This window comes from Lysobacter sp. KIS68-7, assembly GCF_021284745.1.
Classification (GTDB): domain Bacteria; phylum Pseudomonadota; class Gammaproteobacteria; order Xanthomonadales; family Xanthomonadaceae; genus Noviluteimonas.
The window spans coordinates 2,147,032-2,170,757 of record NZ_CP089925.1; the positions used below are offsets into that span (position 1 = coordinate 2,147,032).

26 protein-coding genes, 2 tRNA genes and 1 pseudogene are annotated in these 23,726 nt (G+C 68.8%); 16 read left to right on the forward strand and 13 right to left on the reverse strand.

What is annotated here, in order from left to right; genetic code table 11:
• Positions 1–25: 25 nt before the first annotated feature.
• The 9 genes from LVB87_RS10445 to LVB87_RS10485 form a co-directional block, all read right to left on the reverse strand.
• Positions 26–99 (reverse strand) — tRNA-Arg (locus tag LVB87_RS10445).
• 40 nt (positions 100–139) lie between these two features.
• Entirely contained in the window at positions 140–916 is a 777-nt protein-coding gene (locus tag LVB87_RS10450) for an anti-sigma factor (RefSeq protein WP_232897907.1), read from the reverse strand.
• Positions 913–1,455: a sigma-70 family RNA polymerase sigma factor gene (locus tag LVB87_RS10455; RefSeq protein WP_232900538.1), complete on the reverse strand. Its 543-nt coding sequence runs from the start codon at positions 1,453–1,455 to the stop codon at positions 913–915. The genes LVB87_RS10450 and LVB87_RS10455 overlap by 4 nt, the downstream gene beginning before the upstream one ends.
• Before the next feature lie 193 nt (positions 1,456–1,648).
• Positions 1,649–2,488, reverse strand: a complete 840-nt coding sequence (locus LVB87_RS10460) for an alpha/beta fold hydrolase (RefSeq protein WP_232897908.1) — start codon at positions 2,486–2,488, stop codon at positions 1,649–1,651.
• Positions 2,485–3,273 (reverse strand): bifunctional hydroxymethylpyrimidine kinase/phosphomethylpyrimidine kinase, encoded by a 789-nt coding sequence (thiD, locus tag LVB87_RS10465; RefSeq protein ID WP_232897909.1) that lies wholly within the window; start codon positions 3,271–3,273, stop codon positions 2,485–2,487. The genes LVB87_RS10460 and thiD overlap by 4 nt, the downstream gene beginning before the upstream one ends.
• Positions 3,270–3,944 (reverse strand): YoaK family protein, encoded by a 675-nt coding sequence (locus LVB87_RS10470; protein WP_232897910.1) that lies wholly within the window; start codon positions 3,942–3,944, stop codon positions 3,270–3,272. Before LVB87_RS10470 ends, thiD begins: the two co-directional genes overlap by 4 nt.
• A gap of 10 nt (positions 3,945–3,954) precedes the next feature.
• Positions 3,955–5,352 carry a PhoH family protein gene (locus LVB87_RS10475; protein ID WP_232897911.1) on the reverse strand — a complete coding sequence of 466 codons (1,398 nt, stop codon included), beginning with the start codon at positions 5,350–5,352 and terminating at the stop codon, positions 3,955–3,957.
• Positions 5,349–5,846, reverse strand: a complete 498-nt coding sequence (locus LVB87_RS10480; RefSeq protein WP_232897912.1) for a peroxiredoxin — start codon at positions 5,844–5,846, stop codon at positions 5,349–5,351. The genes LVB87_RS10475 and LVB87_RS10480 overlap by 4 nt, the downstream gene beginning before the upstream one ends.
• Positions 5,846–6,439, reverse strand: a complete 594-nt coding sequence (locus LVB87_RS10485; RefSeq protein WP_232897913.1) for a glycine cleavage system protein R — start codon at positions 6,437–6,439, stop codon at positions 5,846–5,848. Before LVB87_RS10485 ends, LVB87_RS10480 begins: the two co-directional genes overlap by 1 nt.
• 122 nt (positions 6,440–6,561) lie before the next feature.
• Between LVB87_RS10485 and dapA the strand changes: the two genes are divergently transcribed.
• Both dapA and LVB87_RS10495 read left to right on the forward strand, forming a co-directional pair.
• Positions 6,562–7,467 carry a 4-hydroxy-tetrahydrodipicolinate synthase gene (dapA, locus tag LVB87_RS10490; protein WP_232897914.1) on the forward strand — a complete coding sequence of 302 codons (906 nt, stop codon included), beginning with the start codon at positions 6,562–6,564 and terminating at the stop codon, positions 7,465–7,467.
• Positions 7,468–7,480: 13 nt separating this feature from the next.
• Positions 7,481–7,975 carry a hypothetical protein gene (locus LVB87_RS10495; protein ID WP_232897915.1) on the forward strand — a complete coding sequence of 165 codons (495 nt, stop codon included), beginning with the start codon at positions 7,481–7,483 and terminating at the stop codon, positions 7,973–7,975.
• A gap of 73 nt (positions 7,976–8,048) precedes the next feature.
• Here the strand turns inward: LVB87_RS10495 and fdxA are convergent, their stop codons facing one another.
• Positions 8,049–8,372: a ferredoxin FdxA gene (gene fdxA, locus LVB87_RS10500; RefSeq protein WP_232897916.1), complete on the reverse strand. Its 324-nt coding sequence runs from the start codon at positions 8,370–8,372 to the stop codon at positions 8,049–8,051.
• A gap of 128 nt (positions 8,373–8,500) precedes the next feature.
• Here fdxA and LVB87_RS10505 point away from each other — a divergent pair, with 128 nt between their 5' ends.
• Entirely contained in the window at positions 8,501–8,668 is a 168-nt protein-coding gene (locus LVB87_RS10505) for a hypothetical protein (protein WP_232897917.1), read from the forward strand.
• Between the two features lie 84 nt (positions 8,669–8,752).
• Here the strand turns inward: LVB87_RS10505 and LVB87_RS10510 are convergent.
• Positions 8,753–8,828: transfer RNA gene (locus LVB87_RS10510), tRNA-Glu, on the reverse strand.
• 148 nt (positions 8,829–8,976) lie between these two features.
• On the opposite strand from LVB87_RS10510, the pseudogene pcnB reads away from it, so the two are divergent.
• From pcnB to pgi, 6 genes and pseudogenes are all read left to right on the forward strand, one after another.
• Positions 8,977–10,296, forward strand: a pseudogene (pcnB, locus tag LVB87_RS10515) (polynucleotide adenylyltransferase PcnB); the annotation flags it as partial.
• Positions 10,297–10,304: 8 nt separating this feature from the next.
• Positions 10,305–10,787, forward strand: a complete 483-nt coding sequence (folK, locus tag LVB87_RS10520) for a 2-amino-4-hydroxy-6-hydroxymethyldihydropteridine diphosphokinase (protein WP_232897918.1) — start codon at positions 10,305–10,307, stop codon at positions 10,785–10,787.
• A 24-nt stretch (positions 10,788–10,811) separates the two neighbouring features.
• Positions 10,812–11,627 (forward strand): 3-methyl-2-oxobutanoate hydroxymethyltransferase, encoded by an 816-nt coding sequence (gene panB, locus LVB87_RS10525; protein ID WP_232897919.1) that lies wholly within the window; start codon positions 10,812–10,814, stop codon positions 11,625–11,627.
• Between the two features lie 9 nt (positions 11,628–11,636).
• Entirely contained in the window at positions 11,637–12,485 is an 849-nt protein-coding gene (panC, locus tag LVB87_RS10530) for a pantoate--beta-alanine ligase (protein WP_232897920.1), read from the forward strand.
• A 114-nt stretch (positions 12,486–12,599) separates the two neighbouring features.
• Positions 12,600–12,980, forward strand: coding sequence for an aspartate 1-decarboxylase (panD, locus tag LVB87_RS10535; RefSeq protein WP_232897921.1), 381 nt, complete (start codon positions 12,600–12,602; stop codon positions 12,978–12,980).
• An 11-nt stretch (positions 12,981–12,991) separates the two neighbouring features.
• Positions 12,992–14,524 (forward strand): glucose-6-phosphate isomerase, encoded by a 1,533-nt coding sequence (gene pgi / locus LVB87_RS10540; RefSeq protein WP_232897922.1) that lies wholly within the window; start codon positions 12,992–12,994, stop codon positions 14,522–14,524.
• Here pgi and queG read toward each other — a convergent pair.
• A complete protein-coding gene (gene queG, locus LVB87_RS10545; RefSeq protein ID WP_232897923.1) occupies positions 14,521–15,633 on the reverse strand; it encodes a tRNA epoxyqueuosine(34) reductase QueG in 1,113 nt (370 codons plus the stop codon). The two genes, pgi and queG, sit on opposite strands and share 4 nt — an antisense overlap.
• 22 nt (positions 15,634–15,655) lie before the next feature.
• Here queG and LVB87_RS10550 point away from each other — a divergent pair, with 22 nt between their 5' ends.
• From LVB87_RS10550 to LVB87_RS10580, 7 genes are all read left to right on the forward strand, one after another.
• Positions 15,656–17,146: an NAD(P)H-hydrate dehydratase gene (locus LVB87_RS10550; protein WP_232897924.1), complete on the forward strand. Its 1,491-nt coding sequence runs from the start codon at positions 15,656–15,658 to the stop codon at positions 17,144–17,146.
• Positions 17,146–17,628 (forward strand): tRNA (adenosine(37)-N6)-threonylcarbamoyltransferase complex ATPase subunit type 1 TsaE, encoded by a 483-nt coding sequence (tsaE, locus tag LVB87_RS10555; RefSeq protein ID WP_232897925.1) that lies wholly within the window; start codon positions 17,146–17,148, stop codon positions 17,626–17,628. The genes LVB87_RS10550 and tsaE overlap by 1 nt, the downstream gene beginning before the upstream one ends.
• 78 nt (positions 17,629–17,706) lie before the next feature.
• The gene (locus LVB87_RS10560; RefSeq protein ID WP_232897926.1) at positions 17,707–19,200 is read left to right on the forward strand and encodes an N-acetylmuramoyl-L-alanine amidase; all 1,494 of its coding nucleotides are present in this window, start codon (positions 17,707–17,709) and stop codon (positions 19,198–19,200) included.
• Between the two features lie 62 nt (positions 19,201–19,262).
• Positions 19,263–21,044 carry a DNA mismatch repair endonuclease MutL gene (gene mutL, locus LVB87_RS10565; protein WP_232897927.1) on the forward strand — a complete coding sequence of 594 codons (1,782 nt, stop codon included), beginning with the start codon at positions 19,263–19,265 and terminating at the stop codon, positions 21,042–21,044.
• 2 nt (positions 21,045–21,046) lie between these two features.
• Positions 21,047–21,979, forward strand: a complete 933-nt coding sequence (locus LVB87_RS10570; RefSeq protein WP_343223365.1) for a DUF1684 domain-containing protein — start codon at positions 21,047–21,049, stop codon at positions 21,977–21,979.
• Between the two features lie 17 nt (positions 21,980–21,996).
• Positions 21,997–22,941, forward strand: a complete 945-nt coding sequence (locus LVB87_RS10575) for a TraB/GumN family protein (RefSeq protein WP_232897928.1) — start codon at positions 21,997–21,999, stop codon at positions 22,939–22,941.
• 1 nt (position 22,942) lies between these two features.
• Complete coding sequence (locus LVB87_RS10580; protein ID WP_232897929.1) at positions 22,943–23,308, forward strand: VOC family protein; 366 nt, start codon at positions 22,943–22,945, stop codon at positions 23,306–23,308.
• On the opposite strand, the gene rnfB is transcribed toward LVB87_RS10580, so the two are convergent.
• The gene (gene rnfB / locus LVB87_RS10585) at positions 23,305–23,721 is read right to left on the reverse strand and encodes an Rnf electron transport complex subunit RnfB (protein WP_232897930.1); all 417 of its coding nucleotides are present in this window, start codon (positions 23,719–23,721) and stop codon (positions 23,305–23,307) included. The genes LVB87_RS10580 and rnfB overlap by 4 nt on opposite strands.
• Between the last annotated feature and the right edge of the window lie 5 nt (positions 23,722–23,726).

A 23,726-nucleotide genomic window follows, 5' to 3' on the forward strand; every position in this document is an offset into this window, starting at 1 on the left:
AACTCCACAGTCTGGAATTTCAAAACGGCCCCGACACGATTCGAACGTGCGACCTTCCCCTTAGGAGGGGGACGCTCTATCCAACTGAGCTACGGGGCCAAAGGCCTCGCGATTATCGCAGGGATTGCCGGGCTTGCCGCTACAGCCGGGTGATCGGTCCCTTGCCTGCGATGAAGCCGGTGGGCCGGCCCGTCGGCGAGCCGCCGGGCGGTTCCATCGAGACGGCCAGCGTTGCGCCGGTCTGCTGCAGGCCCGCGTTCAACAAGCCCGGGCGCATCGCATCCGGCACGGTCATCGCCTGCAGCGGGGCATCGCTGCCCACGCCGATCGCGCGCGGCACGCCGTCGGCGCCGATGACCCACAACTCGGGCACCTGGCCCGGCGCCGGCTGCCGGTCGCGCGGCATCAGCACGATGGTGCAGGCGTCGTCGTCGACGGCGGCGACGAAGGTGGTGCGTCCCTTGCCGTCGGCGAGCGTGGAGACCAGGCGCACCGGGTGGGGCAGGGCGGAATGCGCGCGAGACGGAAGCGGCGAGGGTCCGATGCGCGGCACGGCGACCAGCGCAATCACGCACGCGGCCGTGGTGGCCAGGCCCGCCAGGCCCATGCCGCGCCAGAACGCGATGCGCTCCCATAGCGGCGTGCTCGTGCGTTCGACGACATCGAAGCCGAGGCGGCGACGGATGGCGTGCCACAAATGCATCGGCGGTGCGACGGCAACGAATTCATCGGCCATCGGCGACAGCCGGCCATTCCACGCATCCACCGAGCGCGCGAGCGACGGATCGCGTGCGACGCGCGCTGCGAAGGCTTCGCGTGCATCGGCGTCCATCGTGCCGAGCACGTATTCGGCGGCGCGGACGTCGTCGCCGTTGCTGCCTTCGTCGTCGCGTTCGATGTCCGGGTCGGGTGTCATGTTTCAAGGCACGTGCGAAGTTGCAGGAGGCCGCGGCGGATCCAGCTTTTCACCGTGCCCACCGGCGTGTCGGTGCGGCGCGCGAGTTCTTCATACGTCGCGCCATCGAAGAACGCGGTGCGGATGAGCGTGCGGCGACGCGCTTCCAGTTGCTCCAGGCATTGGTCCAGGCGCCGCGTTTCGCCCGCGTGTTCTGCAAGTTGCGATGCGCCGGGGCTGGTGTCGCTGACGTCATCGGCGAATTCGATCGGCACGTTGCGCGCGATGCCTTCGCTGCGCAGCCGGTCGATCGCTTTGTTGTGCGCGATCATCGCCAGCCAGGAGATCGGGCTGGCGATCGAAGCGTCGTATTGCGCGGCCTTGCGCCAGATGGCGGCGTAGGCGTCCTGCAGCACGTCTTCCGCATCGCTGCGGTCGGGCAGCAGGCGCAGGCAGACGCCAAAGAGTTTCGCGGACGTTGCGTGGTACAGACGCTCGAAGGCCTGCGCATCACCTCGCGCCACGCTGGCGAGCAGGCGTTCGAGCCCACGGCGGTCCATCGGCGCGGCGAGGCCGTCCGCCCCCGCCGGTCCCTCTGGCACGACGGTCTTCGCCGGTTCCGGCATGCAACGCTCCCTGGGTCGGCCGTGCCCGATGCTACGCCCGCGCCACGGGAGGGCAAGGGGCGCGCGGCGCAGGACGAGGGTCTGGATCACGCCACAGGTACGTCCGGCGAGGCCGCATGGATGCAATTCACTCGGCGAGCAGTGCCTCGACCGTCGCTTCGGGCTGCTTCATCCAGGCGTAGTGGTCGGCGCGCACGCCGGGGGCGGCCTGGTCGAGCGCCGTCACGCGCGGCATGACCTCGGGCATCTTCGCGAGCAGGGCCTGCAGCGAAGAGGCGGGTGCGAGCCAGTCGTGCGCCATTCGCACCGCGCGGATCGGAACCCGCACCTGGCGCAACGCGGCTTCAAGATCAATGTCGAGGCCCTTCGCCGCGTAGCGTCCCGTCAGGCCCGTGCGCGACCAATCGCGCATGACGCCGCGCGACTCCTCTCCGCCGAAGCCGATGCGTCGGCCGGGCAAGCGACCGCAGGCGACGGCGATGCCATCGAGCAGCCGATACGCCATGGGCAACCACCACCGCGTTGGCGAAGGAAACGCGCGCCAATCGGGTGTGCCGCTCGCGACCAGCCACAAGGCCTGCGCACTGTCCGGCGCGAGGCCGAGTCGCACGCTCGCGAGTTGTCCGCCGAGGCTGTGCCCGCCGACGATGCGCGGCAGGCTCGGCAGCGTTTCAGCGACCGCCGCTTCGCACGCGGGCAGGTCGAGCATCAGCAATTCGCGATACCCCCAGTCCTGCGCACGCGATGCGCGCACGCTGCTGCTGCCCAGGCCGCGCCAGTCGTGCACGAACACCGCGATGCCGCGCGCCGCCACCGCTTCGGCGAACGGAATGCAGTGGCGTGCGGCGATGCCCATGCCGCCAAGCCAAAGCAGCGTGGCGTGCGGTGTTTCCGGAATGCGCGCCTGCAACACCGTGCGATGCCCGTCGTGCGCGACGACCGGCACGTCCAACGCACGCAGGCTCATCGCATCGCGCCGAAGTGGTCGAGCACCAGGATGTCGCTGCGTCCCGGGCGATAGCCGCCCAGCAGCGCGCGATGCACGTAATCCGACGCACCGATGCAAGCGGCGCGCAGATCGTCGCCGAGCGCGAGGCGCGCGGCGATCGCGGAGGCGAGGGTGCAGCCGGTGCCGTGCGCCTCGATGGGCAGGCGCGGATGCACGATCTCGTGCAGCCCGGCCGCATCGGCGAACACATCGACCACATCGCCCGCCGGCAGGTGCCCGCCCTTGAGCAGCACCGCGTGCGCGCCGAGTGCGCGCAGGTCCTCGCAGGCTTCGCGCATCGCTTCGACATCGTCGATCGTGCGACCCAGCAGCAATTCGGCTTCCGGCAAGTTCGGCGTGGCGATCCGCGCGCGCGGCAGCAACTGCGTGCGCATCGCGTCGAGCGCGTCGTCGGCGAGCAGCTTCGCGCCCGAAGTGGCGACCATCACCGGATCCAGGACCACTGGCACGTCGGAATGCGCATCGAGCAACGCGGCCGTCGTGCGGATCACGTCCGTCGTTGCGAGCATCCCGATCTTCACCACGCGGATGTCGAAATCGTCGAAGCACGCATCGACCTGCGCGCGCAGGAAGTCGACGTCCGGCACGTGCACGGCCGTGACGCCGCGCGTGTGCTGCGCGGTGAGCGCCGCGATCGCCGACAGACCATGCACGTTGTGCGCCGCGAAGGTCTTCAGGTCCGCCTGGATTCCTGCGCCGCCGCCGGAATCGGAGCCTGCGATGGTGAGTGCGCTCGCCTTCATGCCGTCGCCCTGTGTCGTGCGCGATGCCGATAGGCAACGTACCCGATACCGACGACGCCCGTCAGGATCGCTGGAACGAGCAGCGCGTCGGTGTGCAGGCGGAAGAACAGAAACGCACCGAGGACGCCGCCGGCGAAGAACGTCGTCACGATCAACCCGCACAACGCCAGACGACGCCGCTGCAAGGGCAGGCCGCGCAGCGCATGGCCGAGCCCGATGCCGAGGTCGGTGAACATGCCGCTGAGATGCGTCGTACGCACGATTGCGCCACTGTAGGTCGTGGCCATCGCGTTCTGCAGGCCGCAGGCCATCGCGGCCAGCCAGGCGCCCGCGACCTCCTGCCGTCGGAAGAGCAACACCGACGCGAACAGCAGCGTGGATTCCACCGCGAGTGCCACGCCGTAGCGACGACCGAGTTGCAGCGTCGCGTCCTGCACGATGATCCCGCTCAGCGCGGCGCCGACGACGAACGCCAGCGCCACGCCCGCCAGACCGGTCGCCGCGCGCACGTCGCCGTTCGCGATTGCGGCACCGAGCAGCGTCGTCGTTCCCGTCAGGTGCGTGATCGCCTGGTGTTCGAAGCCGAGGTAGCCCACGGCGTTGACCATGCCCGCGATGCACGCGAGCGCGCCCGCCCCGATCCAGACCCATCGCGGCAGCTGCACGCCCATCGCGCGACGCTTACAAAACTTCGGACGCGTAATCCGCCAGGCGCGAACGCTCGCCGCGGCGCAGCGTGACGTGCGCGCTGTGCGACCAGCCCTTGAAGCGGTCCACGGCGTAGGTCAGGCCCGACGTGGTCTCCGTCAAGTAAGGCGTATCGATCTGCTCGACGTTGCCCAGGCAGATGATCTTCGTGCCCGGACCTGCGCGCGTGATCAGCGTCTTCATCTGCTTCGGCGTCAGGTTCTGCGCTTCATCCAGGATGAGGTAGCGCGAGAGGAACGTGCGGCCGCGCATGAAGTTGAGCGAGCGGATCTTGATGCGCGAGGCGAGCAGGTCGTTGGTGGCCGCGCGGCCCCAGCTGCCGCCTTCCTGGTTGTGCGTGAGCACTTCCAGGTTGTCGGTCAGCGCGCCCATCCACGGCGTCATCTTTTCTTCTTCGGTGCCGGGCAGGAAGCCAATGTCCTCGCCGACGCTCACCGTGGCGCGCGTCATGATGATTTCGCGATAGCGCTGCTGGTCCATCGTCTGCGCCAGGCCCGCGGCGAGGGCGAGCAGCGTCTTGCCGGTGCCGGCCGTGCCGAGCAGCGAGACGAAGTCGATGTCCGGGTCCATCAGCGCGTTGAGCGCGAAGTTCTGCTCGCGGTTGCGCGCGGTGATGCCCCACACCGCGTGCTGGTTGTGGCGGTAGTCGTCGACGATCTGGAGCACCACGCGCGCGTCGCCCACCTTGGCGACCTTCAGCTCGGCTTCTTCGTCGCCGGGCAGGAACAGGAACTGGTTGGGATACCAATCGTCATCGTCGCGGCGCGCGATCTCGTAGAAGGTGCGGCCCTTTTCCGTCCACGACTTGAGGTCCTTGCCGTGGATGGACCAGAACGCTTCCGGCAGTTGCGTGGCGCCGGTGTAGAGCAGGCTGAAGTCGTCGAGCGCGCGGTCGTTCTCGTAGTCCTCCGACACGAGGCCCGCGATCGCGGCCTTGATGCGCAGGTTGATGTCCTTGGAGACGAACACCACCGGCGTTTCGGGTTCGGCTTCCTTCAGCGCGAGGATCGCGCCGAGGATGTGGTTGTCCGGGATCACCGCGCCGAAGCGCTTGCCGGCATCGAAGTCGCTGGTCTGGAAGCGCAGGCGGCCGGCGCTTTCCGCGCCGCGCAGCTGCAGGCCCTGCGGGCGCAGCAACGGGATGCCGTCGTGGACGTTGGCCACGCCCTGGGATTCGATCAACTCGTTGAGGAAGCGGCTGACCTGGCGCGCGTTGCGGCTGGGCTCGGACGTGCCTTTCTTCGCATTATCCAGCTCTTCCATCACCTGCATCGGCAGGTAGACGTCGTGTTCTTCGAACTTGAACAGGGCCGTCGGGTCGTGCATCAACACGTTGGTATCGAGGACGTAGATCCGCTTGCTGCGCGTCATGCGGTTTCCTTGCGAAGGGACTGCAAAGCTTCGAGCACGGCCTGGGCGTGGCCGGGCACTTTCACGCCGCGCCACTCGTGCGCGACGTGGCCATCGGGTGCGACCAGGAAGGTACTCCTGTCGACGCCGATGTATTTTCGACCATACAACTGTTTCTCGCGGATGACATCGAACGCGTTGCAGAGAGTTTCATCCGCATCACTGACGAGTTCGAAACCGAAGCCCTGCTTGTTGCAGAAGTTCTCGTGCGAGCGCGTGGAATCGCGCGACACGCCCAGCACGTCGGCGCCGGCGCGGCGGAACTTCGGCAGCAGTGCCGCGAAGTCGCGGCCTTCGGTGGTGCAACCGGGCGTGTTGTCCTTCGGATAGAAGTACAGGACGAGCCAGCGGCCGGAAAAGTCGGAAAGCTTCGCCTCGCGGATGCCGTCCTTGCCCGCGACCGCCAGTTTGGCGTCGAGGATCTTGCGGGGCAGCGGCTTGGCGGACGCAGGCATCAGAACTTCATCGGATCCATGATGGCGTCGAGGTTCAGGTGGTCGCAGAACTCGAGGAAATCGTCGCGCAACGCGGCGATGTGCATGTCGGCGGGAATGCCGATGGTGACCTGCGCGGAGAACATGTCGGCGCCCGTCTGCATCGCGCGGTAGCGCGAGCAGTGCAGGCTCTCGATCGTGATCCCCTGGCGGTCGAAGAAATCGGCGAGCTGGAACAGGATGCCGGGCTTGTCGGCGGCCACCACTTCGACGATGTAGGGCAACAGGTTGGACTGCACCTGCTTGGGGCCGGTGCGGTAGAACACGAGCTTGAGGCCTTCCTCGCGCTCCAGGCGCCCGAGCATGGTTTCGAGCTTGGCCACCGCGTCCCACGAACCGGTCGCCAGCGCCGTCACCGAGACGTCCCGACCCACCGTGCTCAGGCGCGCGTCGACCAGGTTGCAACCGCTGTCGGAAATGCGACGGGTCACCGCGAGCAGCGGCGACTGCGGGTGCGTGGTGTACGCGTTGATCAGCAGGTGGTTCTCGTTCGGCGCAGGACGGGTGGGGGTATCGGTCAAGGCGGCCTTCCGAGTGGGGTTGCGCCCCGGCATCCGGCCCGGGCGGAGCCAGCATACTTGCCGCTGGTTTCACGCCGCAAGTAAGATCGCGACAGGCGGCGCCTCGCGTCGCTCATCCATGAGTGCGCGCTGCGCAGTCCTTCACGAGAGCCCCCTTGCAACTTTCCGGCAGCATCACAGCGCTGGCCACGCCGTTCACGGCCGATGGCGCGCTCGACCTCGACGCCTGGCGTCGCCTGCTCGACCTCCAGCTCGCCGGCGGTACGCAGGCGGTGGTCGTGGCCGGTTCCACCGGCGAAGCGGCGGCCTTGTTCGACGTCGAATACGACGCGTTGCTGCGCAGCGCCGTCGAACACATCGCCGGCCGCATCCCCGTGCTCGCGGGCACCGGCCAGTCCAACACCGCCAAGACGATCGAACAGACGCGTCGCGCCCGTGCGCTCGGCGCCGATGCCGCGCTCGTCGTCACCCCGCCGTACGTGCGGCCGACGCAGGCGGGCCTGCTTGCGCATTACCGCGCAGTCGCCGACGACGGCGCACTGCCGGTCGTGCTCTACAACGTGCCCGGCCGCACCGGCTGCGACATGCTGCCGGAGACCGTCGCGGAACTCGCCGGCCATGCGCGCATCGTCGCGCTGAAGGAAGCGCGCAGCGACGTCGAACGCATGGACGCGCTGCTGCCGCTGCGCAGCGACGCGTTCACGATCCTCAGCGGCGACGATCCGACCGCATGCCGCGCGATGCTCGCCGGCGCGGACGGCGTCATCTCCGTCGCATCCAACGTGTTGCCGCGCGCGTTCCGTCGCTTGTGCGACCTCGCACGCAAGGGCGAACGCAGCGTGGCCGAGGGCCTCGATACGCGCCTGCGCAACGCCAACGATTTCCTCGGCGTCGAACCCAACCCGATCCCCGTCAAGGCGCTGCTCGCGCACATGGGCATCGGCCACGGCCTGCGCCTTCCGTTGTTGCCGCTCTCGTCGACGCACGCGGTGCGCACGGCGTCGGTGGCGGCCGACATCCTCGATCTCGAACAATCCATCCGCGACTCGGTCGCGGCCTGACAGGAGCCACAACATGCGTTTGACCCCCCTCATCGCGTCCGCCTTGCTCGTCGGCCTCCTCGGCGGCTGCCACTGGTGGAGCAAGGAAAGCAAGCTGTATTCCGAAACGCCGCGTCCGCTGGAAGTGCCGCCGGACCTGGACAAGCCCGCGCTCGACGCGGCGATGAAGCTGCCGGCCACCGCGTCGGCCAACGCCGCCCAGCCGAGCGCGGCCGCGGCCGCCGGCGCCGCGGCGCCGATCGGTTTCACCGTCGCGGGCGATCGCGATGCGGTGTTCACGAAGGTGGGCGACGAGCTCGCCAAGGTCGAAGGCCTCACGGTCGCCAGCCGCGCGCAGCTGCTCGGTGCGTACGACGTGAACTACGGCGGTGCGGATTTCCTCGTGCGCGTCACCAAGGTGGAATCGGGCACGTACGTCTCGGCCGTGGATCCGCGCGGCATGCCCGCCACCGGCGAAGCGCCGGCGAAGCTGGTCGACACGCTGAAGACGGCGCTCGGCGGCCGCTGATCGCATCCGACATCGCTGCAAACGAAAACGGGCGCCGCGAGGCGCCCGTTCTTGTTTGCGGAAGCGTCGACGCTCAGCGTTCGAGCAGCGGCAACTTGTCCGTCTTGCCTTCCCAATCCTTCGCATCCTCGGGCGGATCCTTGCGCACGGTGATCACCGGCCAGGACTTCGACAACTCCGCGTTGAGCGCGACGAACGCTTCCTGGCCCGCAGGCACGTCGTCTTCCGGGTAGATCGCGTTGACCGGGCACTCGGGCTCGCACAACGTGCAGTCGATGCACTCGTCCGGATCGATGACGAGGAAATTCGGGCCTTCGTGGAAGCAATCGACCGGGCACACCTCGACGCAGTCGGTGTACTTGCACTTGATGCAGTTTTCGGTGACGACGAAAGGCATGGTCGGCGAAAGCGGTCCGGGGCCCGGCAGTGTAAACCCAAGGGGCAGGGGTCGCCGAGATGGTTTTGCACCGCAAAACCGCGCTAGTCTGGCCTCGGCCTGGGGGGCCGCTGACTAGGGGAAGTGCCATGCAAGTCGAACAAGGTTCGCCGGACGCGTTCGCGCAGGCGATGCTGGAACGTACGCAGGATCCGTCGAAGATCGCCAAGGCGAAGGGCGGCATGCCGGTCGAGATGCTCGCCGGCGCGCTGGTGGCCGTCGTGCTGGTGGCCCTGGCCTACGCGATCGTTGGCTGATCGATCCGCTCCTGGGCGTTGAAGCCCAGGGAGGGGTCGCTGAAAACCAAAGCCCCCGGTGCTTGCGCACCAGGGGCCAGGAGATGGCGCTCCCTACGGGATTCGAACCCGTGTTTTAGCCTTGAGAGGGCCACGTCCTAGGCCTCTAGACGAAGGGAGCAAGAGCTTGCTTCAGCGAGCTTGCTACTATACGGGCCGCCGTGGCCCCAGGCAACGGAACGTCCTCCACCCGGCCCTTTGAATCGCGGCGTCTGCCGCACGTGATGTCCACCTCGCCACATACGACACATCCTGGTGTGCAGCTTGTCCTGCGCACGATCCCGCGCGACGCGCATCCGATCTCGCGCAAGGAGATCAGTCCCAACGCGTTGCGCGTGCTCTATCGCCTGCGCGAAGGCGGCTTCGGCGCGTATCTCGTCGGCGGCGCCGTGCGCGACCTCCTGGTCGGCGGGCATCCGAAAGACTTCGACGTCGCGACCGACGCCACGCCCGAGCAGGTCAAGGCGCTGTTCCGCAATTGCCGCCTGATCGGCCGGCGCTTCCGCCTCGCGCACGTGGTGTACGGCCGCGAGATCATCGAAGTGGCGACCTTCCGCGCAAACGTGGACGACGGCAGCGGCGACCGCGAAACGCACGAAGGCGGTCGCCTGATGCGCGACAACGTCTACGGCACCATCGAAGACGACGCCGTGCGCCGCGACTTCACCGCCAACGCGCTCTATTACGCCATCGACGATTTCTCCGTGCGCGATTACGTGGGCGGCTTCGAAGACGTGCAGGCGCGCGTGCTGCGCCTGATCGGCGATCCGGAAACGCGCTATCGCGAAGACCCCGTGCGCATGCTGCGCGCCGTGCGCCTGGCTGCGAAACTCGATTTCACGATCGCGCCCGAGACGGCGCGTCCGATTCCCGCGCTCGCACCGCTGCTGCGCGAATCCTCGCCGGCGCGCCTGTTCGAAGAAACCCTGAAGATCTTCCTCTCCGGCCACGCGGTCGCGAGTTTCGAAGGCCTCGAACGCCACGGCCTGCTGAAGGTCTTCCTGCCGGAAACCGCGGCGGCGCTCGCCTCCAACCGCAGCGGTGCCTTGCGTCGCATGCTGGTCGAAGGCCTGCGCGCCACCGACGAGCGCATCGAGCGCGACGATCCGGTCTCGCCGGCCTTCCTGTTCGCCGTGCTGCTGTGGCCCGCGTATTGCCGCGACCTGATGACGTTGCAGGCGCAGGGCGTGCATGCGGCCGAAGCGCAGCGTCGCGCGGCCGACCGCGTCACGCTGCATCAACTCGACACCATCGCGCTGCCGCGCCGCTTCTCCCTGCCGATGCAGGAGATCTGGCTGCTGCAGTCGCGCTTCGCGCAACGCCAGCGCAAGCGCGTGTTCCGCATGCTCGCGCATCCGCGTTTCCGCGCGGCCTTCGATTTCCTCGTGCTGCGCCAGCACGCCTCCGCCGAGCACAGCGACGACATCGCGTTCTGGCGCGATGCGCAGGCGCAACCGGCGGAGACCGTCGCGCTGCTCGACGCGCAGGCGATCGAAGCCGGCACGCACGAAGGCGAGGGCGAGGGCGATGCACCGCGTCGCCGCCGTCGTCGCCGCCGCCGTTCCAACGGCCCCGCCGCCGGCGAGTGAGGCGGACCATGCAGGCCTGCATCGGCCTCGGAGCGAACCTCGGCGACGCCGTCGCGACGGTGCAGGCGGCGCTGCAGGCGCTCGACGCATTGCCGCGCACGCGCCTGGTGAAGGCCTCGCGCCTGTACCGCACGCCCGCTTGGGGCAAGACCGACCAGCCGGCGTTCGTGAATGCCGCCGCGCTGCTGGAGACCGCACTGGACGCCCGCACGCTGCTGGACGCCATGCTGGGCGTGGAGCGCGACTTCGGCCGCGAGCGCGCCGATGTCGAGCGCTGGAGCGCGCGCACGCTCGACCTGGACCTGCTGCTGTACGGCGACGCCGTCATCGACGAGCCCGGCCTGCACGTCCCGCACCCGCATCTCCACGAGCGCGCGTTCGCGCTGGTGCCGCTGGTCGAAATCGCACCCGACCTGGTGATTCCCGGCCACGGCCGTGCTTCGGACCTGGTGGCCGCGATGGTCACCGGCGACATCCACGCGATAGGCTAGCCGCCCGTCGACCGGCCACCCCCCATGTACACGAGCACCGACGCCAAGCCCTGGACCGTGCCCATGCTGGCCGACGCCAAGGGCGAAGGCCGCAAGCTCGTCATGCTCACCGCCTACGACGCGGGCTTTGCGCGCGTGCTCGAGGAGAACGGCACCGACCTCGTCCTCGTCGGCGACTCGCTCGGCATGGTGGTGCAGGGACATGACAGCACGCTGCCGGTGAGCGTGGCCGACATCGCGTACCACGTGCAGTGCGTGGCGCGTGGTTTGGACAAGGCCCTGTTGATCGCCGACCTGCCGTTCGGCGCGGACGCAACGCCCGAGCGCGCGTTCGAAGCCTCGATGCGTTTCCTGCAGGCGGGCGCGGCGATGGTCAAGCTCGAAGGCGCGGGCCACAAACTCGAAGTGATCCGCTTCCTCGTCGATCGCGAGATTCCCGTGTGCGCGCACCTCGGCCTCACGCCGCAGTCGGTGCTGCGCCTGGGCGGTTACAAGGTGCAGGGCCGCGAGGACAAGGCCGCCGCGCGATTGCGCGAAGACGCGCGCCTGGTCGCCGAAGCCGGCGCCACCTTGCTCGTGCTCGAATGCGTGCCGTCCGCGCTGGCGTCGGCGATCACGCACGCGAGCACGATTCCCACCATCGGCATCGGCGCAGGCGCGGATTGCGACGGCCAGGTGCTGGTGCTGCACGACCTGCTCGGCGCGAACACCGGGCATCGCCGCCCGAAGTTCGTGAAGGATTTCCTCGCCGAGGGCGGCTCGCTCGCCGGCGCGGTGCGCGCCTACAGCGAGGCCGTGCGCAGCGGCGCCTTCCCCGACGCCGCCCACGCCTACGAATAAGGACGCGCGATGGCGCTGTGGATTTCCACCGATCTGTCGGACCTGCGCGCGCGCATCGGTGCGTGGAAGCGCGAGGGCCTGCGCGTGGGCTTCGTGCCGACGATGGGCAACCTGCATGCGGGCCACTTCTCGCTGGTGAAGCTCGCGCGCAAGCACGCGGACAAAGTGGTCGCCAGCGTGTTCGTGAACCCGACGCAGTTCGGCCCCAACGAAGATTTCGCGCGTTATCCGCGCACGCCGGAAGCAGACGCCGCAGGCCTCGCCGACGCGGGCTGCGAATTGCTGTGGATGCCGAGCGTGGACGCGATGTACCCCTACGGTTCCGACGGTGCGGTGCGCATGCGCGTGCCTGGCGTGACCGAAGTGCTGGAAGGCGCGCATCGGCCGGGGCATTTCGATGGCGTGGCCACCGTGGTCGCGCGCCTGTTCCACCAGGTGCAGCCCGATGTCGCCGCGTTCGGCCGCAAGGATTACCAGCAGCTCGCGGTGATCCGCTACATGGTCCGCGACCTCGCGTTCCCGATCGAGTTGCTGCCGGGCGACACGTTGCGCGAAGGCGACGGGCTCGCCATGAGCTCGCGCAACCAGTACCTGTCGGCGGAGGAGCGGCCGCGCGCGGCGCTGATCCACCGGACCCTGCAGGCCATGCGCGAGGGGATCGCGGCCGGGCGCCAGCGGGCCGACGTGGAAGCGCAGGCCGCCGCCGCGCTGGCCACCGGGGGCTTCGAAGTCGACTACGCCGCCATCCGCGCCCCCGACCTCACCGAACCCGACGACGCGCCGGGCCCCCGCGTGGCCCTCATCGCCGCCCGCCTGGGCCGCACCCGCCTGATCGACAACCTCGAATTCACGGCCTGAACAGCGGCCGCGGGCAACGCTGAATTGCCCGGCGCGGCCCTTTGTTGCAGTGCCGCAACCCCCCACCTAGACTGCGCACCTTTCCAAGGCCGCCCCGCCCCCCGGAGCCGTTCCATGCAGCTCAACCTGCTCAAAGCCAAGATCCACCGCGCCACCGTGACCCATGCCGAGCTGCATTACGAAGGCTCGTGTGCCATCGACGGCCGCCTGCTCGACATCGCTGGCATCCGCGAGTACGAGCAGGTGCACATCTACAACGTCAACAACGGCGCGCGCTTCGTGACTTACGCGATCCGCGGCGAAGAAGGCTCGGGCGTGATTTCGGTGAACGGCGCGGCCGCGCACTGCGCCTCGCCGGGCGACCTGGTGATCATCTGCGCCTACGCGGCGATGGATGAAGCCGAAGCGGCGAAGTACAAGCCGACCCTGGTGTACGTTGACCGCGAGAACGCGCTGACGCACACCAACCACTCGATGCCGAAGCAGGCCGCGTGAGGACGGCGGGCATGGATCGCACGCCCGCCCTCGACGCCCATTTCGAAACACTGCGCGCCCATGCGGCGCGCCTGCGCGACACGCCGATCAAACGGCTGGTCGCGGACGATGCATCGCGCGCGAACGACTTCGTGCTGCGCGTCGGCCCCCTCTACGCCCACTTCGCGCGCCAGCGCTACGACCGCGCGGCGCTCGATGCGTTGTTCGCCCTCGGCGAAGCCGCGGATTTCGCCGGCGCGATGCGCGCGCTGGTGGACGGCGAACACGTCAATCCGACCGAAGGACGCGCCGCGCTGCACACCGCCTTGCGCAGCCACCTGTCGCAGGCGCCCGCCGCCGTCGCCGCGCACGACGAGGCGACCGCCGCGCTCGCGCGCATGCGCCACCTCATCGAATCGCTGCAGGACACGCCGGTCACCGACGTCGTCAGCATCGGCATCGGCGGTTCCGACCTCGGTCCGCGACTGGTGGTCGATGCGCTGAAGCCGCCAAGCCCCGGCCGCTTCCGCGTGCACTTCCTGTCCAACGTCGACGGCGCCGCGGCGCAGCGCGTGCTGGCCGGGCTGGATCCGAAGCGCACCGCTGCGATCCTGGTGTCCAAGACCTTCGGCACGCAGGAAACGCTGCTTAACGGCGAAATCGTGCGCGAATGGCTCGGCCACGACACGCACCTGCTCGCCGTCACTTCCAACCTCGCGCGCGCCGCCGCGTGGGGCATTCCCGAAGAACGCACGCTGCCGATGTGGGACTGGGTGGGCGGGCGCTATTCGCTGTGGTCTGCCGTGGGCCTGCCGATCGCGCTCGCCTTGGGCATGCCGGCCTTCGAACAATTGCTTGCAGGCGCGGCCGAGATGGACGCGCACGTGCTGCAGGCGCCGCTGCGCGAGAACCTCGGCGCGTGGCATGCGTTGACCGCGCTGTGGAATCGCAACGCGCTCGGCTTCGCCTCGCAGGGCGTGTTCACCTACGACGAACGGCTGAAGCTGCTGCCGGCGCACCTGCAACAGTTGGTGATGGAGAGCCTCGGCAAGTCCGTGCATCTCGACGGGACGCCGGTGACCGAATCGACCGTCCCCGTGTGGTGGGGTGGTGCCGGCACCGACGTGCAGCACAGCTTCTTCCAGGCGCTGCACCAGGGCACCGACATCGTGCCCGGCGATTTCGTGGGCGTCGTGCTGCCCGACCATCCGCATCGCGAAAGCCATCGCGCGCTGTTCGCCAACCTGCTCGCGCAGACCGAAGCGTTCGCGAACGGGCAGGGCAGCGACGACCCGCATCGCAGCTACGCCGGCAATCGCCCGAGCACGCTATTCCTGGTCGATTCGCTCACGCCGCGTGCGATGGGCGCGCTGGTCGCGCTGTACGAACACAGTGTGTACCTGCAATCGCGCGCGTGGGGCATCAATGCGTTCGACCAGTTCGGCGTGGAGCTCGGCAAGCAGCTTGCGAGTGGCTTGCTGCCGGCGCTGCGCGGACAGGCCGCGGACATCGCCGATCCGGTGACGCGCGCGCTGCTCGACGAAATCCTGCGCGACGACCGCTAGGACATCAGCTGCGCGTCGATCTCGCGTGCGCGCGCGGCGTGCTGCGCGAGGGCCCATGCGATGTGTTCGCGCACGACCTCGTCTTCGATGCCTTCGCGCGCATGCAGCGCCGCCAGCACCTCCGGCGTCGTCGGCGCATTGCCCAGCGCGATGGCGATGTTGCGCAACCAGCGCGCATGCCCGCTGCGGCGGATCGCCGAGCCTTCGGTGCGCTTGAGGAATTCGTCTTCGGACCACGCGAACAGTTCCGGCAGCGTCCCTTCGTCGAGGCGGTTGCGTGCGCGGAAATCCGGTTCGTCCGTGCGCTTGGCGAACTTGTTCCAGGGGCAGATCAGCTGGCAGTCGTCGCAGCCGAAGATGCGGTTGCCCATCAAGGGACGCAGCTCCGGATCGATCGACCCTTCGTGTTCGATGGTGAGATAGGAAATGCAGCGGCGCGCGTCGAGGCGATGCGGCGCGACGATCGCGCGCGTCGGGCAGATCTCGATGCAGCGCACGCAGGTGCCGCAATGCGCGCTCGCGGGCTCGTCGATCGGCAGCGGGAGGTCGACGTAGACCTCGCCGAGGAAGAACCAGGAGCCGGCGTCCTTGTCGATCAGGCAGGTGTGCTTGCCGATCCAGCCCAGGCCCGCGTTGCGCGCGAGGGCGCGTTCGAGCACGGGCGCGGAGTCGACGAACACGCGATGCCCGAACGGTCCGATCTCTTCGGCAATGCGGTCGGCGAGCGCCTGCAGGCGGTTGCGCATCAGCTTGTGGTAATCGCGGCCGAGCGCATAGCGCGCCACGTAGGCCCGCGTGCCATCGGCGAGCGTGTCCCAGGCCGCCGTGTCGTCCTGCCCGTAATCCAGGCCCACGGAAATCACGCGCACCGTGCCGGGCACGAGTTCGCCGGGGCGCGAGCGCTTGTCGCCGTGTCGCGCCATCCAGTCCATCGAACCGTACAGGCCTTGCGCGAGCCAATCGCGCAGGTGCGTTTCGTCGGGCCCGAGTTCGACACCCGCGATGCCCACGCGCTGGAAGCCCATCGCGCGCGCGATCTCGCGGATCCGGGCCGCAAGCAGGACCGGATCCGGCGCGTTTCGGGACACCGTGGGCGAAAGTGGAGGCACGCGTGAAGTATAGAATCCGGCGATGCCACCGACCTTAGCGCTCTACGACGCGAACGCCGCGCGCACGCTCGACACCCGCGCCACCGACGCCCTGGGCGGCGATGCCTTCGAACTGATGCGCCGTGCCGGCCGCGCGGCCTGGCACTGTGCCCTGCGCCACTGGCCGCAGGCCCAGCGCATCGTGGTGGTGTGCGGCCCGGGCAACAACGGCGGCGACGGCTACGTGCTCGCGCGCCTGGCGCTGGAGGCCGGCCGCAACGTGCGGGTGGTGCGCCTGGCCGAGCATTCGCCGCGCACCGCGTCCGCGACGCGGGCGCGCGATGAATTCCGCGAACGCAACGGGCGGACGGAAACCTTCGTCGACGCGCTGCCTCCCGCCGATCTCATCGTCGATGCACTGTTCGGCCTCGGGTTGACGCGCGCGCCGGAAGGCGCGGCGAAAGGCTTGATCGAAGCGATCAATGCGCATCCGGCGGCATGCCTCTCCCTGGATGCGCCGAGCGGCGTGGACGCCGATCGCGGTGCCGTGCCCGGCGTGGCGGTCGCGGCCACGCGCACCCTCGAGTTCATCGTGCCCAAGCCTGGCCTGCGCACCGGTGCGGCGATCGATCTGGCCGGTCGCCTGGAACTCGCGGAATTGCAGGTGCCACCGAATGCGTTCGACGGCATCGCCCCGCATTCGGCGCTCGTGTTGCCGGATGCCTTGCGCAACGTGTTGCGCCCGCGGCCGCGCAATGCACACAAAGGACTGTCGGGACGCGTGCTGTGCCTCGGCGGCGACCACGGCAGCGGCGGTGCGATCCTGCTGTGCGCGGATGCAGCGTTGCGCAGTGGCGTGGGCTTGGTGGACGTCGCCACGCGCGAGGAACACATCGCGGCGATGCTTGCACGGCGTCCGGAAGCGATGGGCCGCGCGGTGGAGCGCAGCGAAGATCTTGCGGTGCAGTTGCAGCACGCGGACGTTGTCGCGGTCGGTCCCGGGTTGGGGCAGGGCGTGTGGGGGCGCGTGCTGTTCGGCGCTGCGCTTTCCGCAGGAAAACCGCTCGTGCTCGATGCCGATGCACTGAATCTGCTCGCCGCACGCAACCAAACGTTGCCGTCCGATTGCATCCTCACGCCGCATCCCGGTGAAGCCGCGCGCCTGCTCGGTTCGACCACCGCAGAGGTCCAGGACGATCGCTTCGGCGCGGCGCATGCGCTCGTGGAGAAGTTCGGTGCGGTCGTCGTGCTCAAGGGCGCAGGCACGATCGTGGCTGCGCCGGATCATCGACCCGCGGTGATCGGTGCGGGCAATCCGGGTATGGCCGTCGGTGGCATGGGCGATCTGCTGACGGGTGTCATCGCCTCGCTGCGCGCGCAGGGCCAACCGGCCTTCGATGCCGCGTGCGTCGGTGCGCTGCTGCACGCCGCGGCGGGCGACGAAGCCGCGCGCGACGGTGGCGAGCGCGGTCTATTGCCCTCCGACTTATTGCCGCGGTTGCGTCGCCTGTCCAATCCGGACAACGTGCGCTGATGCGACTGCACCTGCCCGATCCGGACGCCACCGATCGCTTCGGCGCGCTGCTCGCGCGCACGCGGCCGCCGCGCGCGGTGGTGCACCTGCGCGGCGACCTTGGCGCAGGCAAGTCGACGCTGGCGCGTGCATTGCTGCGCGCACTCGGCGTGACCGGCGCGATCCGCAGTCCGACCTACACCCTGGTCGAGCGCTATCCGCTGGCCGATGGGGGCGATGCGCTGCACCTGGACCTCTACCGCATCGGCAATCCCGGCGAGTTGGAATTCCTCGGCATCGACGCCGCGGACGGCGCCCTGTGGCTGGTCGAATGGCCGGAGCGGGGCGGGGATGCGCTGCCCCCGGCCGACCTCGACCTGGCCCTGGCCATCGATGGCGGCGGCCGGTCGATCGACCTGGTCCCAGGTACCCCGAACGGCGAGGACTGGCGGGCCCGGATCGTGGAACATCCCGACTTGCGCGTGTTTGTTGTTCCACCCTGAGAGGAACCTTCCGCAGGCCCCGGATTCATAAGGAAAAAGTGCTTGCAATCCGCGCCGCGCGGTGCTTGAATCCGGCTCATGCGGATCAAGGGGGCCATCGTTCAGCAATGGATGCTCGGTGCGGCGCTAATCCTGGCGCTGTGCTGGAACATCGCGCGCGCCAGTGAAATCAAGGACTTGGCGCTGACGGAAGGCGCCACCGGCACCCGCGCCGAATTGCTGCTCGACACGCCCGGCCGCTACACCACTATTTCGCTCGCCGGTCCCGACCGCCTGGTTGTCGACCTGCCGGCCTCGACCCTCGACCGCAAATTCCACGCGCCCGCTGGCGCCGGCGTGGTCAAGGCGGTCCGCACCGGGCAGCCGACCCCGGGCACCGTGCGCATCGTGTTCGACCTCGCCCAGCCCGTCGTGGCGCTCAAGCCGCGGCTGGAAACGACGGCCGACGGCACGCGCCTTGTGCTGGAATGGCCGGGCGACGGCAAGGCTCGCGCTGCAACCGATACACCGACCGATCCGATCGCCGATATCGCGGCGCAATCGAGCGTGCCTGCGAAAATCGAAAGCACGCAGGACGTCGCGCAGAAATCTGCCGAAGACACCGCGGCGAAATCCGCCGATGCGACGTCGCGCCTCGTGGCGTCGCTGCCGTCTGCGACGACTGCAACACCTTCGTCGACCACGATGCCGACGACGATGCCGACGATGCACGGCGCGAACCCCACGACGCTCCCGCAGCAACCCGCCCCGACGATCGCGAACGCCACGCCGCCGGGCGCCACCAAGACGATGCAGCAGCTGATGCGCGGCGGCATGCGTCCCCTCGTCATCGCCATCGATGCCGGCCACGGCGGCCAGGATCCCGGTGCGCGCGGTGCGAACGGCAGTCGCGAAAAAGACCTCACGCTTGCGGTCGCGCGCGAACTTGCGCGCCAGGTCAACGCCACGCCGGGCCTGAAGGCCTACCTCACCCGCGATACCGACGTGTTCATTCCGCTCGCGCAGCGCTACCAGAAGGCGCGCGCGGCGAAGGCCGACCTGTTCGTGTCGATCCACGCCGATGCATTCACCAATCCGGATGCGAGCGGTTCGTCGGTGTTCGTGCTCTCGCAGCGCGGTGCGTCCTCGCAAGCGGCGCGCTGGCTCGCGAACCAGGAAAATGCGGCGGACCTCGTCGGCGGCGTGCGCCTGCAGGACAAGGACAACACGCTCGCCTCGGTGCTGCTCGACCTGTCGCAGACCGGCACGATGAAAGCCTCCGAAGACATCGCCGGCCATGTGCTCACCGGGCTGAAGAAGCTGGGCAAGACGCACAAGGGCGCGGTCGAGCGCGCGAACTTCGTCGTGCTGCGTTCGCCCGACGTGCCCTCGATGCTGGTCGAGACCGCGTTCATCTCGAACCCGGGCGAAGAACGCAAGCTCAACGACCCGGGTCACCGGTCCGAGCTGGCGCGCGCGATCCTCGACGGCGTCAATACCTACTTCACCCGCCAGCCGCCGCCGGGGACGCTGTACGCCGCGCGCGCGGAAGCCGCGGAGATGGCGACCGCGTCCACCTCGGGCGGACGCTAGAAAAAGCGCGGGCCCGCCCGCCGGCTCCGTTATGATCGACGCTGGTTTTTGAGCGTCGCCACGTGCCGATCCGCCAACTCCCGGACACCCTGATCAACCAGATCGCCGCGGGCGAGGTCGTCGAACGGCCTGCGTCGGTGGTGAAGGAACTCGTCGAGAACGCACTCGACGCCGGCGCGCGTCGCGTCGAGATCGACCTGGAAGAGGGCGGCATCCGCCTGATCCGCGTGCGCGACGACGGCGGCGGCATTCCGCCGGAAGAACTTCCGCTCGCGGTGTCGCGCCACGCCACCAGCAAGATCGCCTCGCTCGACGACCTGGAAGCCGTGGCCACGCTCGGCTTCCGTGGCGAAGCGCTGCCGTCGATCGCGTCGGTCAGCCGCTTCGAACTCGCCTCGCGCCATACCGGCAACGCCCATGGCGCGTCGCTGCAGGTCGAAGGCGGCCGCATCGGCGAGGTCGCGCCGAAAGCGCATCCGCCGGGCACCACCGTCGAAGTGCGCGACCTGTTCTACAACGTGCCCGCGCGTCGCAAGTTCCTGCGCGCCGAACGCACGGAGCTGGGCCACATCGAAGAATGGTTGCGTTCGCTCGCACTCGCACGGCCGGATGTCGAGCTGCGCGTTTCGCACAACGGCCGGCCTGCGCGGCGTTATCGCGGCGACGGCATGCTGGCCTCCACCGATCGCCTGTTCGAAACGCTCGGCGAGGAGTTCGCGAAGCACGCCTTGCGCGTCGACCATGCCGGTGCGGGCCTGCGCCTGCACGGCTGGATCGCGCAACCGGTCTACAACCGCGCGAGCGCCGACCAGCAGTATCTCTACGTCAACGGTCGCAGCGTGCGCGATCGCAATGTCGCCCACGCGGTGAAGCAGGCCTACGGCGACGTGCTCTTCCACGGGCGCCAGCCGGCCTACGTGCTGTTCCTGGAAGTCGACCCGCGCACCGTCGATGTGAACGTGCATCCGGCGAAGCACGAAGTTCGTTTCCGCGAATCGCGCCTCGTGCACGACTTCACTTATCGCACCCTGCAGCAGGCGCTCGCGGAAACGCGCGCAGGCGCGAGCGCGGATGTCGCACCGGTGACCGAAGTCGCCGCGCGCACATGGGTCGGGCCGTCGTCGTGGCAGGGCAGTGCGCAATCGGGGCTGGCGCTGCGCGTTGAAGACACCCGCGTGGCTTACGCGGCGCTCTACGGCGGATCCGGAACCGAAGTCCTCGCGCCGCCCATGCCCATGGCCGAAGCGCGTGACGACGCACCACCGCCGCTCGGCTACGCCATCGCGCAGTTGCACGGCATCTACATCCTCGCCGAGAACGCCGAAGGCCTGATCGTCGTGGACATGCACGCCGCGCACGAACGCATCGGTTACGAAAAGCTCAAGTGCGCGCACGATGGCGCGGGTCTGCGCACGCAGCCCTTGTTGGTGCCGATGAGCGTCGCCGTGTCGGAGCGCGAAGCCGACGTCGCCGAACGCGAATCCGCCACGCTCGCGGAACTGGGTTTCGAACTCACGCGCGCGGGGCCGGGCTCCCTGCGCCTGCGCAGCGTGCCCGCGCTGCTTGCCGACGGCGATGTCGAAGCGCTGCTGCGCGACGTCCTGGCCGACCTGCGCGAACACGGCGACACGCGCCGCATCGCCGCCGCACGCGACGAGTTGCTCGCGACGATGGCCTGCCACGGCGCCGTGCGCGCGAACCGGCGCCTGGGCCTTCCCGAAATGAACGCACTGCTGCGCGAGATGGAAGCGACCGAACGCTCCGGGCAGTGCAACCACGGCCGCCCCACCTGGACGCGCGTGCCGCTGGCCGACATCGACAAATGGTTCCTGCGAGGACGTTGAACATGGGGAAGGGGATTCGCATTGCCTGCGCCGCCATCGCGCTCGTCGTGCTCGCTGCCTGCAATCGGGGCGACGATGGCGAAGCCGCGCGCAAGGCCGCCGAAGCGGCGCGTGCGTTCGCGGCGCAGGAGAAGCCGTGGCGCGATGCACGCGCGGCGGCACTCACGGCGCCGGATGGCTGGACCAGCGTGATCGGACTGCATTGGCTCGAGCGCGGCGCGCATTACGCGGGCAGCGCGCCCGGCAACGGCCTGCTGCTGGAGAAGGGACCGCCGCACCTGGGCATGTTCGACCTGGATGCGCAGGGCCGCGTGCGCTTCGTGCCCGAAGCAGGCGTGGCGCTCACGCTCGACGGCCAGCCGCTCACGGGCGCCACGGTCCTGGCGACGGACCGCGACCCCAATGGCCCGAGCGTGATCGGCTTCGATGAAGGCAAAGGCCTGGCCACGATCATCAAGCGGGGCGATCGCCTCGCGCTGCGCGTGAAGCACGCCGACGCCGACGCGCGCCTGCACTTCAAGGGCATCCAGTATTGGCCGGGCGGAAAGGATTGGACGGTGCGCGCGCGTTACGTGCCGAATCCACCGGGCAAGACGCTGCCGATCGTCAACATCGTCAACATGGTCGAGCAGGTGCCCAATCCCGGTGCCATCGAATTCGAACGCGACGGCAAGGTGCATCGCCTCGAACTGCTCGACCAGGGCGAGCCGACGCTGTTCCTCGTCTTCGCCGATCGCACCAGCGGCCATGGCAGTTATCCGGCCGGCCGATATCTCGACCTCCCGCGCCCCGGCCCCGACGGCCACATCACCGTCGACTTCAATCGCGTCGAGAATCCGCCGTGCGCGTTCACGGCCTTCGCCACGTGCCCGCTCGCACCGCCGGCCAACCGCCTCGACCTCGAAGTCATCGCAGGCGAGAAGGCGTACCACTGATGATCCGAGGATCCCGCATGCGTCGTACCGCTGTGTTCACCGCGCTGCTCGTGCCGGCGCTCGCGCTCGCCGCGAACAAGGCGCCCGTGCCCGCACCCGCGAAGGCACCGCCGGTGCCCTTGTTGTGGAAAGTCTCCGACGCCAACAACAGCGTCTACCTGCTCGGCTCCTTCCACATGCTGCGCGAGGACGACTATCCGCTGTCGAAGGATGTCGACAACGCGCTCGCCGATTCCGAATCGGTGTTGTTCGAATTGCCGCCGGAGGAAATGGGCTCGGCGGAGCTCGGCATGAAGATGGCGATGGCCGCCATCCGCACCGACGGCACGACGCTCGACAGCGATCTCTCGCCCGAGTTGTCCGCCAAGCTCGCCGCCTGGGCGAACAAGAACGAGGCCGGCCTGCGCAGGATCAACATGACGCCGGAGATGCTGCAGGCGTTCGAGCCGTGGTACGTCAGCCTGCTCGTCACCATCCTGGATGCCGGCACGCGCGGCTTCGAATCCAAGCTCGGTCTCGACAACCACATCGCCGCTTCCGCGAAGGCCGCGAACAAGACCGCTGGCGGCCTGGAGACGGGGATGCAGCAGCTCGACATGCTCGACGGCATGGACAAGGCGCAGCAGCTGCAAATGCTCGACGAATCGTTGTCGGACAGCGGCAACGAACACGAACTCGACCTGCTGCACCGCGAATGGCGCGCGGGCGACGTTGACGCCCTGGCCGCGCACATGGTCAACGAAGTGCGCACCAAGTACCCCTCCATGTACGAACGCATCAACACGCAGCGCAACGACACCTGGGTGCCGAAGCTCGAAGCGCGCCTCGCTGCGTCGGGCACCGACGACACCTTGGTGGTGGTCGGTGCGATGCACCTGCTCGGCAACGACGGCGTAGTCGAGAAGCTGCGCAAGAAGGGCTACAAGGTCGAGCGCGTGTGTTCGGCGTGTGCGGTGAAGTGAGATGAAGCGCGCGCTCACGCCGATGCTGCACGTGCCCGACGTCGGTGCGACGATCGCGTGGTACGTCGGCATCGGCTTCGACGTGGTCAACACCGGCGAGGACGACGGCGAACTGGTGTGGGCGATGCTCGGCTTCGGCGCGGGCCGCGTGATGCTGAGCATCGGCGGCCACGCGAGCGACGCGCCGCGCCGGGATGCGGACCTGTACCTGGAAGTCGATGGCGTCGATGCGTATTTCGCGCGGGTGGGCGGCCAGGTCGTCGTGGTGGAGCCCCCCCACGACACGTTCTACGGCATGCGCGAATTCATCGTGCGCGACAACAATGGCTTCTGGCTGACCTTCGGCGAACCCGTGGCGACGCCTTAAACCGGCGCCACCATCACGATGCAATCCACGGGGCACGCCGGCACGCACAGCTCGCAGCCCGTGCACAGCGGCTCGATCACCGTGTGCATGCGTTTGTTGCCGCCGGCGATCGCATCGACGGGGCAGGCCTGGATGCACTTGGTGCAACCGATGCAGTCTTCTTCCACCACGAGCGCGACCAGCGGCGGCTTGTGCGTGCCGCGCGTGCGGTCGTAGGGCCTCGCTTCGACGTGCAGCACATGCGCGAGTGCGCGTGCGCCTGCATCGCCGCCGGGCGGACAACGATCGACATCCGCCTCGCCACGCGCCATCGCTTCGGCGTACGGGCGACAGCCGGCGAAACCGCACTGGCCGCATTGCGTCTGCGGCAGGATGCGGTCGAGGCGTTCGACGAGATCGATGGCGGAATCCACCGCCG

What these genes read in the sequence shown, in the direction of transcription:
- LVB87_RS10505 (WP_232897917.1), top strand. Translation starts at nt 8,501, where the DNA reads ATGCAAGTCGAACAAGGTTCGCCGGACGCGTTCGCGCAGGCGATGCTG.
- LVB87_RS10450 (WP_232897907.1), bottom strand. Translation starts at nt 916, where the DNA reads ATGACACCCGACCCGGACATCGAACGCGACGACGAAGGCAGCAACGGC.
- LVB87_RS10460 (WP_232897908.1), bottom strand. Translation starts at nt 2,488, where the DNA reads ATGAGCCTGCGTGCGTTGGACGTGCCGGTCGTCGCGCACGACGGGCAT.
- LVB87_RS10580 (WP_232897929.1), top strand. Translation starts at nt 22,943, where the DNA reads ATGAAGCGCGCGCTCACGCCGATGCTGCACGTGCCCGACGTCGGTGCG.
- folK (WP_232897918.1), top strand. Translation starts at nt 10,305, where the DNA reads ATGCAGGCCTGCATCGGCCTCGGAGCGAACCTCGGCGACGCCGTCGCG.
- panC (WP_232897920.1), top strand. Translation starts at nt 11,637, where the DNA reads ATGGCGCTGTGGATTTCCACCGATCTGTCGGACCTGCGCGCGCGCATC.
- LVB87_RS10575 (WP_232897928.1), top strand. Translation starts at nt 21,997, where the DNA reads ATGCGTCGTACCGCTGTGTTCACCGCGCTGCTCGTGCCGGCGCTCGCG.
- LVB87_RS10570 (WP_343223365.1), top strand. Translation starts at nt 21,047, where the DNA reads ATGGGGAAGGGGATTCGCATTGCCTGCGCCGCCATCGCGCTCGTCGTG.
- panB (WP_232897919.1), top strand. Translation starts at nt 10,812, where the DNA reads ATGTACACGAGCACCGACGCCAAGCCCTGGACCGTGCCCATGCTGGCC.
- LVB87_RS10550 (WP_232897924.1), top strand. Translation starts at nt 15,656, where the DNA reads ATGCCACCGACCTTAGCGCTCTACGACGCGAACGCCGCGCGCACGCTC.
- pgi (WP_232897922.1), top strand. Translation starts at nt 12,992, where the DNA reads ATGGATCGCACGCCCGCCCTCGACGCCCATTTCGAAACACTGCGCGCC.
- LVB87_RS10495 (WP_232897915.1), top strand. Translation starts at nt 7,481, where the DNA reads ATGCGTTTGACCCCCCTCATCGCGTCCGCCTTGCTCGTCGGCCTCCTC.
- fdxA (WP_232897916.1), bottom strand. Translation starts at nt 8,372, where the DNA reads ATGCCTTTCGTCGTCACCGAAAACTGCATCAAGTGCAAGTACACCGAC.
- LVB87_RS10470 (WP_232897910.1), bottom strand. Translation starts at nt 3,944, where the DNA reads ATGGGCGTGCAGCTGCCGCGATGGGTCTGGATCGGGGCGGGCGCGCTC.
- tsaE (WP_232897925.1), top strand. Translation starts at nt 17,146, where the DNA reads ATGCGACTGCACCTGCCCGATCCGGACGCCACCGATCGCTTCGGCGCG.
- LVB87_RS10485 (WP_232897913.1), bottom strand. Translation starts at nt 6,439, where the DNA reads ATGCCGGGGCGCAACCCCACTCGGAAGGCCGCCTTGACCGATACCCCC.
- LVB87_RS10480 (WP_232897912.1), bottom strand. Translation starts at nt 5,846, where the DNA reads ATGCCTGCGTCCGCCAAGCCGCTGCCCCGCAAGATCCTCGACGCCAAA.
- LVB87_RS10475 (WP_232897911.1), bottom strand. Translation starts at nt 5,352, where the DNA reads ATGACGCGCAGCAAGCGGATCTACGTCCTCGATACCAACGTGTTGATG.
- LVB87_RS10455 (WP_232900538.1), bottom strand. Translation starts at nt 1,455, where the DNA reads ATGGACCGCCGTGGGCTCGAACGCCTGCTCGCCAGCGTGGCGCGAGGT.
- panD (WP_232897921.1), top strand. Translation starts at nt 12,600, where the DNA reads ATGCAGCTCAACCTGCTCAAAGCCAAGATCCACCGCGCCACCGTGACC.
- thiD (WP_232897909.1), bottom strand. Translation starts at nt 3,273, where the DNA reads ATGAAGGCGAGCGCACTCACCATCGCAGGCTCCGATTCCGGCGGCGGC.
- LVB87_RS10560 (WP_232897926.1), top strand. Translation starts at nt 17,707, where the DNA reads ATGCGGATCAAGGGGGCCATCGTTCAGCAATGGATGCTCGGTGCGGCG.